Consider the following 13365-nt stretch of genomic DNA (forward strand, 5'->3'; position numbering starts at 1 on the left):
TATGTCAAAAATCAATTTACCGGCCAAAACCATTCCGATAAATCCTTCAACCATCGTGTTTTTTGTTTCGGGCTATGCCGCCGATGAAAAAGCCCTTTTTCCCCTCGCCAACAATTTGATATTTGATTCCCCTCGTCGCTATGTAAGAGGCCCGCTTCTTAATCTTGATCGCACGGATTGTGCTGATCCTAAAAAAGGCATTATTGCCTTTAAAAATGAAACGGCGGAAATCGATATCCAAAACCGTTTGTTACGAATAAGCAAATTGGCCGGCAAAACCAAAGGAAAATATATTTTGATTAATCCCCGTCTTTGCGGCCGCCATGTCGATGCCACAATTGAACTTCAAGTCTCGCGGCTAATGTATTGCATTCGCTATTTAAAACGGGATTTAAAAACCCGGGCTCGCATTGTTTTAATCGGTCATAGTCAAGGCGGAGTCGTTAATTTATTAACTGCCGTTCGATCCAAAGGCATGGTTGATCAAATAATATCCATTAATTCGCCTTATAGCGAAGTTCAACCGGTAAAAGACGCCTTTACAATGATTAGATTGCTTCACCTCGGCGATGAGGCTTTTAGAAATTATTTTCGGCAGATTATCCGTGGGAAAATCACCGATAAACAAACCAAGAACTTAATTGAAAATGCTAAAGTGTATTTAACGCCCAACTACCTGGAGCGGCTTAAAAAGAACTTTTACAAAACTAAAGATCGTCCCCGATTATCGCTTGTGGTCAGCACCTGCGGCGTTTATAACGATTCGTTGCTTGGCTGGCGAAGATCATATGATGGTTTTATTCCGGTCTCCTCGCAGATGGATGTTAAATATGACGATGTCACTTTCCTTCGGGAACACGTTTTGCCTTGCGAAAAGAATAGTCTTTTAATGAATACCGTCTTTGATCGGTGTCTCGTTTGTCGCGAATGTGGAATGCCTGAACTAAAAGGACGGTTTTTCGTCAAGGCCTTGCTTCAAAAAAAATCACCCAATGATTTAATGAATGCGATGGTGAACGGAGGATTTGACGCCATTGAGGGAAGAGAAATTAATCCTAAATACAAAGATGAACCCATCTACACCACCATGTATCAAACTTATCAATCACCTTATTCTCATCATATGATTGCCCGTAACAAAGAAACGGCATTGGTTATTAGACAATACTTGGAAAAAATCACTGGTATGCCAGTAAGGGAATAAATGTAATGGCTAATGTAACCGCATTGGCCACTAACGCATAAAGAATCGGATGACCGATGTCATCCATTTTTTCTTTACGCTTAAATAACCTAAATAGAGTGTAATATACTAACGCTTCCAGCGAAAAAACAATTGCCTCGCCGATAACTAGACCTAAGGTATAGCCAATGTCGCCCGATGTTTTATACGCATTAAAAATAAAAAAATTCAAACCAATCTGCGTAACCAAATTAGTGATGGCAATCGTCAATAGAGGGATAAATTTCCGATACTTGAATAAAATGGCGACCGCAAGTTCAATAACTATGGTAAGAATGATTCTTCCTAGCAAACGGAGAATATTGTTATTTATCGTGTCGGCATCGGGAGTCAAGATGGATGACGCTATAATATAGTTGGTTGCAGTTGAAGATAAGGTTCCAAAATCTATGTTTTGTAAATCTAAAACATAGTCGGATTGAAAGGTAAATTTAGTCAATCCCGGATTGGTCATAAGTAAACTTCCGGTGTTGGCTTCATAGATGCCCAATTTGAAATTGCTCGGAGCGATATAAGTGAATCCCAGATAATTGGTGTTATGAAAATATCCGGTTTCCAGCATAAAAATCCGCATGAAGTAATACCCGCCGTTATCTAATCCTGCCTGATAGAATCTTTGAATAATCGGATCTTCTAAATCCGCGCTGAAATAGGAATCACTGGCAGCGTCTTCATCCATTAGCGAGTTTGGGCCACTGCCTTTATCCGAAAAAAAGCCAAAATATAAATCGTCATTCGGGTTGGCATTATCAATAGTGATATTGATTTGTGACTTGGGTCCCGTATCTGCCAAAACCGGCTGACCTGGTGGAATAAGCATCAATGCTAGGCCAAAAGAAAATGCTGAGATTAGAAAAAAGAAAAAAGATTTTAATTTTTTATCCATGCTTTTAATCCCCTTACCAACATTGTTATTTTACTGAGGCAAAGAATAATTCGCAAGTTAACGAGTAATTTTCCTATTAATTGCCCGTTACTTTACAATTGATGTGAGTCTTTCCTAGAAATAAAAAGGGGGTAGCCTATAATATTCCTGTAAGGTCAGAAATCTTTACAGAAGGATTCTAAATCACCCCTGCAAAGTTTATTACATTTCCCGTGCGAGATTTAAACGCGTTATCACACATTTCTACAACCACAATGATTTAGTCAAACAAATGAAAGCTTACATAGTTCGATCAAATACTATCTGCCGTTCTTCATTCGGGTGGCTCACGCCTTTACAAAAAAGTGAACAATTAATAATGAAAGAAATGGTTGCCTAAATAATATTAGCAAATCACTCTTCTTTTTTTGAAGAAATTGGTCGCACATCATTTACAACTCTACAACGAGTAATTCGCCTATTAATCGCTCGCGCGACAAAAACCCCGTTAGCTCCAGCTTGAGCTAAACCACGTGTAAGTCCGGCCCCATCGCCACCAACAAAAAGATTCTTAATCGCAGTCTCAAATTCCCCGTTGATGTTTGGACGGGCACTATAGAACTTTGCCTCAACCCCATAAAAAAGCGTATGATCGTTTGCAATGCCGGGAGTAACACTATCAAGCGCTTCAATCATTTCGATGATGGAGCGCATCGTTTTATAGGGCAGCACGAGTCCCAAATCACCTGGCACCGCTTCTTTCAATGTCGGCTTTACAAACCCCTCCGCTATTCTTTTCGGGGTGGAACGACGATTGCGTTTTATATCGCCGTACTTTTGAACAATAACCGATCCGGCCGAAAGCTTATTGGCTAGGCGCGATATTTCTATGGCATAGGCATTCGGATCTTTAAATGGTTCATCAAACCCGTGGGATACCAGCAAAGCAAAATTTGTATTGTGTGATCCAAGACTGGGGTCACTGTAGGAATGGCCATTACAGACCGCTACTCCGTCTTGATTTTCAATAACGACATGCCCCGAGGGGTTAGAGCAAAATGTTCTTACTGTCGTCCCCATGCTGGTGGAGTAAATAAATTTTCCTTCATATAACGAACGATTTATTTCTTCCATTACGATGTCGTTAGTTTCCACTCGCACGCCAATATCAACTTTATTATGTTTAAATGCGACTCCATATTTGTTCAAGGTGTGATCAAGCCATTCTGCCCCACTTCTGCCGACACCTAATACAACATAATCACTATAAATTTTTTCTTTATCAGAAATTATAATTCCATTAACTTGACCGTTCTCGACAATTAAATCCGTCACATTACTCGCAAAGCGGAAATCGATGCGGGTTTTCAAATCCTCATAAATTCCGGTCAATACCTTTAAATTTACTTCCGTACCTAAATGACGAACCTGACTTCGCAACAACTTTAAACCATGAGCCAAGCCGCGACGTTCTATTTCCTCTATTTCCTTGGTATAAGGATTGGTCAACTGTTCGGGCGCCCCATGTGCAAGATTAACACTATCGACATAATGGATTAGATCAAGGACATCATCATCGCTAAGATACTCTGTCATCCATCCGCCAAACTCACTTGTTATATTAAACTTGCCATCGGAATAAGCTCCTGCACCGCCAAAGCCGCTGGTGATAGAACAAGCCGGGTAGCAGCCAAGAATTCCGTCTCGATTGACTGGACATTTAGAAATCTTGCCATCATGAATTGGACAATGCCGACGATAAATATCCATGCCGCGATCAACAAGTAGTATTTTTGCATCCTTATTCAGTAGGGATAATTCATAAGCCGTAAAAATACCCATCGGTCCAGCCCCGACAACAATTACATTATACTTATCCATAGTTATATCCAACTTCCTGGAAGTTTATTCCTTATCAATTATAGGGGTTTTATGCTTTTTTTGACGATTTTTTGTAGTTTTTTTTAATATTAAAAAGCAAAAGCGGTTTCAAAATATAGAGAGGAAAAAAATGCTTTGAGTAAGCTTCTATATTTGTTAAAATGCACGTGGTTTACAAAATTTAATAGATGGCAACTTATGTGTTTGTTTTATATTGAATAAGCGTCCTTTACATCAGCCTTTTATCCCAATAAAAATCTAATGCAATCGCATTATTATAAATGAAATTTTCTAAAAAAAATGGCATTTTTTATTAATATAATTATTTGTTTTTTTACTAGAGGTTAAGTATCTGTTTTTTCATTGAATTGCATAAATCAATGTATATTTACCGATTTTTTACATTTTTGGAAGCGCTAGCAAATAAAAATTAAGTTGTAATTTAAACACATGTGTAATAATATTATCTTGTTAAAGAAGTCGGCCTATACAATAAAATTGAATAAAAAAGGAGATATTTAGGATGGGAACTAAATTCAAAAAAGGCTTTTTTCTATTTGCTAGTGCCATGTTGCTCTTTGGTGCTGGCTTTTCTTTTTTAAGAGCTAACGACAGCGGAGTGGTTGGTGTTAAGGCTGCTACCACGACTGAAGTTGTACAATTCGGCTCAGGAAAAACAAATAACTGGGCAACAAGCTATCAAAACCTAGGTAGTGATTACATAGGAATTGCGACTTTATCTCACTATGCTTCGGCTACATCGGCAAATTTATTTGGCGAAGGCAATGTTTTAGCTAGCGATTTGGTGGTTGAATTCAAGATTGGAACCTATGGTGGCTCAGGACAACAAGGCGTATTCAAAGTAGAATTACTTGATAGTCAAAACAATGTTCTTTCCTCGCAAATAGGAAATACCAATCTATCTAGTTCTACTGAATCATATGCGCAAGGGCCGACAATTACTGTAGTCAAACCAGCAAACCCCGAGAACATTAGTTCGATAAAGGTGGCATTAGATAGTGTAGGAACTATCACAACTTCGAAATATGTCAGACTGCAAGAATTAAGCATTTCCTTTGAAACCGGCTCTGGATCTAGCGTTGCATTAACGAGCATCGCTGTTACAAACGAACCCACCAAAAAAGCTTATTTTGATGGAGAGGACTTTGATCCAGCGGGACTTCAAGTCACAGCTTATTTTGATGATAGTTCTTCCAATGATGTGACCGGATTAGTGACTATTACGCCTTCATCACTATCTACTGGTGTTACTTCCCTAACTGTTTCTTATTCGTTTGGCGGAGTTGAGAAAACTACTACGATAACCGGAATTACCGTTGAAGCGATTGTGTTAAACTCAATTGAAATCAAAACTCCGGCTACAAAAACTACATTTGGGCTCGGCGAAAGCTTTAGTTATACTGGACTTTCAATTACTGCTAATTACAATAATGAAAGTGTAGATTTAACTTCTGGCTTTACCGTTACTGGCGTAAATTCTGGAGTTATTGGTAATCAGTCAGCGACCATTTCCTTCGGTGGAAAAACCGCTACTTACCAAGTAAAAGTAACCAATGAAAACGCCGATGTTGGCGATGTTCTTAATTCAAGTGAAATATTTATTTCTGAATATATTGAAGCAAGTTCTGGAAACGATAAACTTGTTGAAATATTTAACGGGACGGGTTCCTCAATTGACTTACAAGACTATTCAATAAAAGAATTTGCCAATGGAGCTAATACCGCAAGTTATACATACACATTTACTGAAGAGACCATCTTGCTAAATGGCGAAACCTTCTGTTTTGTTAATAAAGACGCCACTTCTGCCTATAAAGTTGGAAAATACGTTGAGACAAGCATTACTTATTTTAATGGTAATGATGCTGTTGGATTATACAAAAATGACACTTTAATTGACGTTATCGGTGTTATCGGACAAGATCCCGGAACGGAATGGACCGGAACCGACGCCGATGGCAATGCCGGCAGTACGAAAGATATGACACTTAGAAGAGCCCCAAGTATTACTTCACCAAATACAACATTCAGTATGGGTGAATGGGTTGCTATTGCTAATCAACAATCTGACAATGTCGGAACTCATACCTTCGCTTCACATGACGTTACGGCCTTAGAACAAGCCACTGCGTTTGCCGACTATGTGATGACTGGTATCGGAAGCAATGCTGCTGGCAGCTGCCAAACTGTGTATCCATTACTGCAAACTGAATATAACTATATGGTTGAAGATTCACAGACTATCTTTGAAACAAGCAGCGATACATTATTTGTTAATGCCCGGGCTAGAATGGATCTTATTGAAGCTTATGTGGCTACGAATGGAAGTTCAACTATGGAACCGACAGAAGATAAATCTGGTAATTCTTTGCAAAACATTGTTCTTATTGGATCACTTGGTCTCACCGCTCTAGTTGGTTTCTATATCTTAAATAAGAAAAAAGAGGCCTAATAGTTTCTTAGACTAAATTTATAAAAGGCTTAGGAATCAAATCCTAAGCCTTTTTATTTTCTATAACTTATTATTATTTTACAATCACTTTATAAGGATAGGTTTTTTCTCGATGCTGATATTCAATGATTGCCTTGTTGGTTATTTTACCTTCTTCAATATCAACAGCCCGCTCCAAGGTGATATTGCCCTTATATGTTCCATTATTTATTATGTGCTTTAAAAATGGAAACAAAGCTCCACTGATTTCATATGATGCCGACTCAAAAAAGTACGTTGGTGAGTGATTAACGGCGAAATAAGTCACTTTACCAATTTCAAATGAAGGCTGGTCAAAACCGGTTGGATGTGCAAAATCAAATCCCATTTTTTCATCACTGCTAACATCAACAATCAGTAAAGAATGCTTCATTTGTAAAGCGTCATCTCGCTTTAAAAAGGTTATTGGATGAAGGGGGTTCTGTAAAATACAATTAACAATCACATCATATTCAGCCAAAGATTCACTAGCGGGCTTTTCATCCATAATCGTTTTCCCATTTCTATCTACCCGATAGCGTCTAAACTTAACTCCTGGCAAAGCATCAGTAAGCTCAAATTTGCTCCGCCGTGTGAATACTGTTATGTCATTGGCTCCTAACCCGCGAAGCGCGCTGATGGCGCCTCTGCCGGTTGATCCATATCCAATGACTGCCGTCTTGAATGCCGGACCATAAATTCCAGCGGTTAGTCCTAAGGAAGAAAAGGCGTGTATAACGGATGCATAGCCAGCCAATTCATTATTTCTAGCAAAAATATGTCTTCCTTTTTCTTCGTTTCGCCATTGGTACATATTTTCAAAAGCGATATAAGTAAGCTGTTTTTTAATTCCTTCCTCGGTAATATTTTTCCCTTGGACACAGTGCGGCCATCCCCAAATAATCTGTCTCTCCTTAAAGAAAGGAAAATCATTTTTTGTCGGCTTGGGAATAATTACCAAGTCGGCCTTATCAAAAACTTCTTTTCGACTAGCAATCACTAAACTCTCATGGTGCTTGATTTTGTCCAAATGCGGATATCCTTCCTCAAAAATGAGCTGCTTGCGTTCCTCTTCGTCCAACTCATTAATATGTTGGTAATGAAGCGGATACCTTTTTTCATTCTTTTTTGTCGAACTTGCAATAATTCCAATTAACATAAAAAACAACCTCCTTTTAAGATCATGACATCCATAAAAAGATGGAATCTACTCAATGATTATGAAATCGACCTTACCTTTATATTTTAGCGAAAAAAGCCCGATTGCGCAAATCGAGTTAGTAATCAAAAAATTGCAGTATTAATAATAGTTGCTTTACTTTTTACTTTCCCTTTATTTGCGACCAAAGAATAATTGCCACTTGAGCCGGAATGCCCAAAAGGAATAATAACCACATATTATATTGAACCAGAGTTAAATAGGCCGCGGCTAAAAGCGACCACACAAAGATTGAGAGAATAAAGAAGTTGTTACGGGTCTTTCCCCAAATGGAATTAAATATAACGCCAATAATGCAGGATAAAGGGACCGACCAAACAAAGACAATCCAGTTCATTTTTCCGGTTGGAAATTGACTTTGGAAGAAAACAAATAAAATCATCGCTATGAACCACACTAAAGTGATGGATAGCAGTGAAATAATCAACTTGTTTGCTTTCTTTTCCTTAACCTTCACAAACTGCTTTTTTTCTTCAAAAGTTCCTACATGTGTCAAATAATCTAAAGTGACACCATATAATTCAGCAATCTGAGCCAAAATTTCAATATCGGGTAGGGCATCGCCATGCTCCCATTTTGAAATTGCTTTATCCGAATAATTTAATTTAAGGGCTAGTTCGGCTTGAGTCCAATGATGTTTCTTTCTTAATTCCACGAGATTGGTGGCGATAATTGATTTTAAGTTTTCCATAATTCTTCTCCACTGTTTCGGCTAGATACATTGTAATATTTATATTTTTTTAATGCAATACACGAAATATATCCCCAATTCTACTGCCAGTAGAGAACTCTATGCTTGTCTCAAAGGAAGAGAATCGCCTCTATTATTAGGGTTTAAAACATTATAATTTGCATATTTATCAGTAGGGTGCATTTTTTTGAGTTAAAACTTAATATTAGGGCGAGGAAAAGAGTGATGAGTAAAGAAAAGCCAATTTTTATTTACGAAGATGAAGTGCATGATGAGTTTTCCGGAATAACCCGGGATAAAATTACCATTGATGAACATTTTCGCTATATTAATAACAATATTTTCTACCGCTTTTTTGCTTTTATTGTCTATCGCCTAATTATGACCCCGGTTGCCTTTATCTATTTAAAAATAAAATTTAATTACAAAATTAAAAACAAATCTGTATTAAAAAGAATTAAAAAACAACCATACTTTCTCTATGGCAACCACACTCAAGTGCCTGGTGATGGGTATATTCCCAATATGATTACTTTTCCAAAAAAAAGTTATGTGATTGTGAGCCCAGAGAATTTGGCCTTAAAGGGTACTAGAACTTTTATGAAAATGATTGGGGCCTATCCCCTTCCTAGCGATTTCCACGCCACAAAAAATTTTATAAACGGAATAGAGAAGCGCCTTAAACAGAATAGCGTTATTACCATTTATCCCGAAGCTCATATTTGGCCATATTACACCAAGATCCGGCCATTTGATTATCGTTCCTTCTCCTATCCAATTAGTTTCAATGTACCGACATTTGCCTTTACTGTAACTTACCAAAAGCGGCATTGGAGAAAGACACCCCGTATTACAATTTATTTAGACGGTCCCTTCTATCCAACACCTGACGTTAACAAAAAAGATGCTGCAATTCTTCTTCATGACGAAGTTATAGATGCAATGCGCAAAAGAAGTGAGAACAGCAACTACGAATACATTACTTATCAAAAAAAGGAGATTATCCATGATTAACTTACTCTATGGTGGTAACCAAAAAGCTTACGACGGAATGATGATTTCACTTATATCCATCGCTAATAATACCAAAGAACCATTAAATGTTTTTATTCTAACGATGAACTTAAGCGATGTTGAATCGCGCAATCAGCCAATAAGCAATATTCGGGCAGAATATTTAGAAGAAATATTGAAGAGAAAAAATGCGGCCAGCAAAGTGACTTTACTTGATATAACCGATTTATTTCGTCAAGAAATGGGCCATTCCAAAAATATTAAAAGTTTTTATACTCCTTATACTTTCCTTCGTTTATTTGCCGATACCTTACCTTTGCCAGACAAAGTCCTCTATCTTGACACCGATACAATGGCGAATGGCGATATTGCTCCCTTATTTAATAAGGATATAACCGGGTATGAATTCGCCGGAGTAAAAGATAATCTTGGTCGGTTCTTCATATCCCCCAATTATATGAATGCCGGGGTGCTTCTATTTAATCTTGCAGAAGTTAGAAAAACCGGATTATTTAAAAAGGCCCGGGAAATGTGCAATAACAAGAAGATGGCCTTTCCCGATCAAACTGCGCTTAATAAACTCAATAAAAAGAAGTGTTTTTTACCCCGCCGCTATAACGAACAATACAAGCTTCGTAAAGATACTGTCATTCAGCACTTTTCAAAATCAATTCGTTTCTTCCCCTTCTATCACACAGTAAATATTAAACCTTGGCAAGTGGATAAAATTCATGATATCTACCATCTCAATGCTTATGATGGCGTGCTCTATGAATATCTTGCTCATGTCGCCAACCTTCGCTTGAAAGGAATATATTAATTATGGATCGCGAAATATTAAATCTTGCCTATAAAATTCTTATTATTATTTCCATTGTATTTGTCGCTTTTTACCTGCCAAGAGTCATCGGATGGTTTGGGGCATTAAGAAAAAATAAGCACTATCATAACCCAATTAAAAACAGAATTGCCGTTTTAATTCCCGCTCGTAACGAAGGCGAAGCTATTATTCCTCTTCTAGCTTCCTTACAGAAGCAAGATTACGATCATGACTATTTTGATGTACATGTCATCGTTAAAGATAAAAATGATCCGGCAATCAAATTTACAAAGGATATGATCAATGGCTTCACATATGTGGCGGACGAACAAAAAAGTAAGGCCGATGCGCTTGACTTCGCATTAAAAGATATTCTTAGTAAAAATCCAGACGCTTACGAAAGTTACGTTATCGTTGATGCCGATTGTATGCTTGATGCCCATTTTGTCAGTGCGATGAATGATGCCTTAGCAACCAAGAAGGATATTATATGTGGAAAAAAATTGGTTAAAAATTATCTATTAAAACAAAAGGGTGCTTCTTCATTATCTGGTGATTGCAATGGCTTGATTTGGACAATCATCGATGAACTTGGCAACCGTTATAAGTCCGCTCACAATTTAACAATCATGACCATTTCTACTGGAGTAATGATTCATAAGTCTTTGATTCAACAGTGGGAAGGCTGGCCTTACCACCAGACAATGACTGAAGACATGGAACTTCAACGGGATGCCGCCTTAAACCACTATTCCACTCTCTATAATCCAGATGCCGTTCTTTATTTAGAAGAAGCTAAAAAACTTAATGTTACTAATAAGAGACGTCAAAGGTGGATGAGCGGATTGATTAAATCCGATCGGATTTATCGTGAAGAGATTAAGAACCTCTCCTTCAAAAGTTTGAAGGAAAAGATTAATTACTACTATATATATAGTCTCTACATCGTTTATTGGTATATCGGCTACTTACTGCTTGGAGGAATTGCCTACTCGTTTGCGTCCCTCACGTTCTTTGGTTTTTCCAATCCAATAGCCGCGGATTTTCTTACTTTGGGATTGATTCATTTTGGATTAATCTATCTCGCCTTTTTCTTCCTGACACTTGCCATCTTACTCGCGGAAGGAAAACGCAATCCCCTTCCATGGTATCGTAAACTAGTCTTACTTTTTGTTCATCCTTTGTTTTATATGGGATATATTAAAATTGTCAGTAAGGCCCTCTTCAGCCATAAAGCTGAAACGTGGGAAAGCATTGATCGCGTTAATTTTCAAACGGAAAATAGAGGCGAATAACTATGCATCTTTCTGAAACAACTCGAGAGGTTCTCGAAAAAATCAAAATAGCGGAAAAAGAAGGCCGCTTTAATGACCACTTAGATCCTATTAACTATGATAATGCCATTCCGATGACTGATGATTACGATTATAAGTACTCACTCCGTGACCGAATTAAATACGCTTTAATTCGGTTCTTTATCATTAATCCTTACTCGTGGTTTAGCAATCACCGTTATCTGATGACTTCCGTCCGCGGAAGAGAAAATTTAAAAGGCATTAAGCGAGCGATTATTACTTGCAATCACGTTAATAAGATTGATGCCCTAGCCGTAAGAAAGGCTCTTCGGGGGCACCGTCTCTACGTCACTGTCGGCGATTTTAATAACCAAAAAGGGAAACTGGGCGATTATATGCGCGCCACCCGCACGATGCCTTTATCAAATCGCCTCTCGGTCATGAGAAACTTTGACATTAAACTTTCCAGTTTGCTAAAAAATAAAAATTACGTTCTGTTTTTCCCAGAGGGATCAGAATGGTGGGAATATGAACTGCCACGCCCTTTTCAAAGCGGAGCTTTTCACTATGCCGCCAAAAATATGGTACCGATTATTCCTGTTTTCATAACTTTTTTATCTTCTAATCGCGTCGGATATGACGGCATTATGCAAAAGAAATTTGTCGTCAACATTTTGCCACCGATTTTCCCCGATGAAAAGCGGAGTTTAAAAGAAAATAAAGAGTATCTTGAAAAGGCAAATTGGAATGCCTTTGTAAACAAGTATGAAAATTTTTATCAAGAACCGATTCCAAGTACGTTCCCCCCGCTTACTGCTGTAAAAGCCAAATAAATTTACAGGGTGTTTACAAACTAACCTCTATGTCGTTCATTACTAAAGTGCCATGTTAAAATACAAAAAGGAGGATATTACTCATGGATAATTATGTTATTGTTACCGATTCATGTGCCGATTTAACTATAGAATTAGTTCAGGAAACAGGAGTGATGGTCATACCCCTCACCGTTACCATTAATAACAAAACTTACTATAACTACCCCGACGAAAGGGAGTTGAATTTGAAAGAATTTTATGGCATGATGCGCGCCGGATCGATGCCGTCGACTTCGCTCATTAATGAACATCGATTCCTTGAAGCCTTTCGGCCGATTCTTGCCGGTGGCAAGGATTTGCTCTACCTGGGATTTGATTCCACACTCAGCGGAACAGTGGGACAAGCCTTCAGTGCGGCTGAGGAATTGAAAACTGAATTTCCCGAAAGAAAAATTGTCGTTGTCGATACGCTCTCTGCCTCGATGGGATTTGGGCTTTTAGTCTACTATGCCGCCAATATGAAAAAAGAAGGCTCGAGCATTGAAGAGGTCGCTGAATGGGTGGAGGACAACCGTCTTTCCTTTGTTCACCTATTTACAGTAGAAAATCTAACCACTTTGAAACGCGGTGGCCGGATTAGCGGAGCCACGGCCATTCTGGCCAATCTTTTCGATATCAAGCCCGTGTTATACACCGATAATGAAGGCCGCCTTGTCAGTCTTCAGAAAACCCGGGGAAGAAAAAAGTCACTTTTGACAATGGTTGAATTATCTAAAGAACGACTTACCGCCGATTTTGCCAAAGACCAAGTGATTTTTATCGGTCATGCGGATGATGAAGAAATGGCTCATTTTCTCGGAGATAAATTCGCCGAAACCTTCCATCCTAAAAAAATAGTTTATGGTCACATCGGACCGGTTATTGGCGCCCACTCTGGTCCGGGAACCATCGCTCTCTTTTTTCGGGGAACTCATCGTTAAAAGATAAAAAATGGTCAATCAATTCCTTTATCGCTATAATAATGATAAAGG

Annotated in this window: 11 protein-coding genes; 7 read left to right on the forward strand and 4 right to left on the reverse strand. The window is 38.2% G+C overall.

The genetic code is table 11. From position 1 onward, the window contains the following. Position 1 precedes the first annotated feature (1 nt). Positions 2-1204 carry a hypothetical protein gene (locus tag PKC96_00800; GenBank protein HML99863.1) on the forward strand — a complete coding sequence of 401 codons (1203 nt, stop codon included), beginning with the start codon at positions 2-4 and terminating at the stop codon, positions 1202-1204. Here PKC96_00800 and PKC96_00805 read toward each other — a convergent pair. Both PKC96_00805 and PKC96_00810 read right to left on the reverse strand, forming a co-directional pair. Next, positions 1179-2129 (reverse strand): hypothetical protein, encoded by a 951-nt coding sequence (locus PKC96_00805; GenBank protein HML99864.1) that lies wholly within the window; start codon positions 2127-2129, stop codon positions 1179-1181. The genes PKC96_00800 and PKC96_00805 overlap by 26 nt on opposite strands. 393 nt (positions 2130-2522) lie before the next feature. Further along, positions 2523-3989: an NAD(P)/FAD-dependent oxidoreductase gene (locus tag PKC96_00810; GenBank protein ID HML99865.1), complete on the reverse strand. Its 1467-nt coding sequence runs from the start codon at positions 3987-3989 to the stop codon at positions 2523-2525. A 523-nt stretch (positions 3990-4512) separates the two neighbouring features. On the opposite strand from PKC96_00810, the gene PKC96_00815 reads away from it, so the two are divergent. Beyond that, entirely contained in the window at positions 4513-6462 is a 1950-nt protein-coding gene (locus PKC96_00815; GenBank protein ID HML99866.1) for a lamin tail domain-containing protein, read from the forward strand. Between the two features lie 73 nt (positions 6463-6535). On the opposite strand, the gene PKC96_00820 is transcribed toward PKC96_00815, so the two are convergent. Both PKC96_00820 and PKC96_00825 read right to left on the reverse strand, forming a co-directional pair. After that, the gene (locus PKC96_00820) at positions 6536-7639 is read right to left on the reverse strand and encodes an alanine dehydrogenase (protein HML99867.1); all 1104 of its coding nucleotides are present in this window, start codon (positions 7637-7639) and stop codon (positions 6536-6538) included. Positions 7640-7802: 163 nt separating this feature from the next. Then, complete coding sequence (locus PKC96_00825) at positions 7803-8390, reverse strand: helix-turn-helix transcriptional regulator (GenBank protein HML99868.1); 588 nt, start codon at positions 8388-8390, stop codon at positions 7803-7805. 225 nt (positions 8391-8615) lie between these two features. On the opposite strand from PKC96_00825, the gene PKC96_00830 reads away from it, so the two are divergent. The 5 genes from PKC96_00830 to PKC96_00850 all read left to right on the forward strand — a co-directional run bounded on the left by PKC96_00830 (position 8616) and on the right by PKC96_00850 (position 13314). Continuing rightward, on the forward strand, positions 8616-9404 hold the full coding sequence (locus tag PKC96_00830) for a hypothetical protein (protein ID HML99869.1): 789 nt from the start codon (positions 8616-8618) through the stop codon (positions 9402-9404). Then, entirely contained in the window at positions 9397-10224 is an 828-nt protein-coding gene (locus tag PKC96_00835; protein HML99870.1) for a glycosyltransferase, read from the forward strand. Before PKC96_00830 ends, PKC96_00835 begins: the two co-directional genes overlap by 8 nt. A 2-nt stretch (positions 10225-10226) precedes the next feature. Further along, a complete protein-coding gene (locus PKC96_00840) occupies positions 10227-11519 on the forward strand; it encodes a glycosyltransferase family 2 protein (GenBank protein HML99871.1) in 1293 nt (430 codons plus the stop codon). Positions 11520-11521: 2 nt separating this feature from the next. Then, positions 11522-12352, forward strand: coding sequence for a lysophospholipid acyltransferase family protein (locus tag PKC96_00845; protein HML99872.1), 831 nt, complete (start codon positions 11522-11524; stop codon positions 12350-12352). Positions 12353-12435: 83 nt separating this feature from the next. Continuing rightward, positions 12436-13314, forward strand: a complete 879-nt coding sequence (locus PKC96_00850; protein HML99873.1) for a DegV family protein — start codon at positions 12436-12438, stop codon at positions 13312-13314. Positions 13315-13365 lie beyond the last annotated feature (51 nt).

The organism is Bacilli bacterium (assembly GCA_035326105.1).
In the GTDB taxonomy this organism is placed as follows: Bacteria; Bacillota_I; Bacilli_A; order RFN20; family CAG-826; genus UBA7706.

Excerpts from the sequence above, each read along its gene's own strand:
- PKC96_00840 (HML99871.1), top strand. The coding sequence starts at position 10,227 with ATGGATCGCGAAATATTAAATCTTGCCTATAAAATTCTTATTATTATT.
- PKC96_00830 (HML99869.1), top strand. The coding sequence starts at position 8,616 with ATGAGTAAAGAAAAGCCAATTTTTATTTACGAAGATGAAGTGCATGAT.
- PKC96_00825 (HML99868.1), bottom strand. The coding sequence starts at position 8,390 with ATGGAAAACTTAAAATCAATTATCGCCACCAATCTCGTGGAATTAAGA.
- PKC96_00835 (HML99870.1), top strand. The coding sequence starts at position 9,397 with ATGATTAACTTACTCTATGGTGGTAACCAAAAAGCTTACGACGGAATG.
- PKC96_00815 (HML99866.1), top strand. The coding sequence starts at position 4,513 with ATGGGAACTAAATTCAAAAAAGGCTTTTTTCTATTTGCTAGTGCCATG.
- PKC96_00850 (HML99873.1), top strand. The coding sequence starts at position 12,436 with ATGGATAATTATGTTATTGTTACCGATTCATGTGCCGATTTAACTATA.
- PKC96_00845 (HML99872.1), top strand. The coding sequence starts at position 11,522 with ATGCATCTTTCTGAAACAACTCGAGAGGTTCTCGAAAAAATCAAAATA.
- PKC96_00820 (HML99867.1), bottom strand. The coding sequence starts at position 7,639 with ATGTTAATTGGAATTATTGCAAGTTCGACAAAAAAGAATGAAAAAAGG.
- PKC96_00810 (HML99865.1), bottom strand. The coding sequence starts at position 3,989 with ATGGATAAGTATAATGTAATTGTTGTCGGGGCTGGACCGATGGGTATT.
- PKC96_00805 (HML99864.1), bottom strand. The coding sequence starts at position 2,129 with ATGGATAAAAAATTAAAATCTTTTTTCTTTTTTCTAATCTCAGCATTT.
- PKC96_00800 (HML99863.1), top strand. The coding sequence starts at position 2 with ATGTCAAAAATCAATTTACCGGCCAAAACCATTCCGATAAATCCTTCA.